Source organism: Pseudomonas parakoreensis (genome assembly GCF_021602155.1).
GTDB lineage: Bacteria > Pseudomonadota > Gammaproteobacteria > Pseudomonadales > Pseudomonadaceae > Aquipseudomonas > Aquipseudomonas parakoreensis.
In genome coordinates this window covers 1-429 of sequence record NZ_BQHY01000075.1, presented here as the reverse complement: position 1 = coordinate 429, position 429 = coordinate 1, and the positions used below count along the sequence as shown (strand labels likewise).

Annotated in this window: 1 pseudogene; it reads right to left on the bottom strand. The window is 59.4% G+C overall.

What is annotated here, in order from left to right:
• Positions 1 to 429 (bottom strand): annotated as a pseudogene (locus L6D63_RS28465) (hypothetical protein); the annotation flags it as partial.

Genomic DNA, 429 nt, shown 5'->3' with positions numbered 1-429 from the left:
AGTAGTAGTTGGTCCAGAACCCCAGCCCGTTATGGGTGAAGGTCAGGCCTTGCCCCAGATATTCGGCATCCGCAGAAGTTGCCGTTGGCGAAGTGCTGAAGAAGTATTCGTAAGTCCCTCCGTTCAGACCGTTTTGTGAATTGCTTGGGATCAGCACGATGCTGTCGATCGAGGCCTGCACCACGCAGCTCTCTGGAATGGGAGGTCCGTTGATGCTGACGGTGATCGTCGCCTCGCCGGAGCGCGCCATCGGCCCAACCGCCGCCACGCTCATTGTGTAGTTTCCAGACGGCAGGCCGTTAATGGCGATCTCCGTCGAGGTGGCCGGAACGTTGTGCGACTGCACCGCGGTAGCGCCCTGCCGAACGATGACGATGTATTCCTTTACGATTCCCGTCGGCGGCAGCCACGACAGCACGCCCTGAGTTA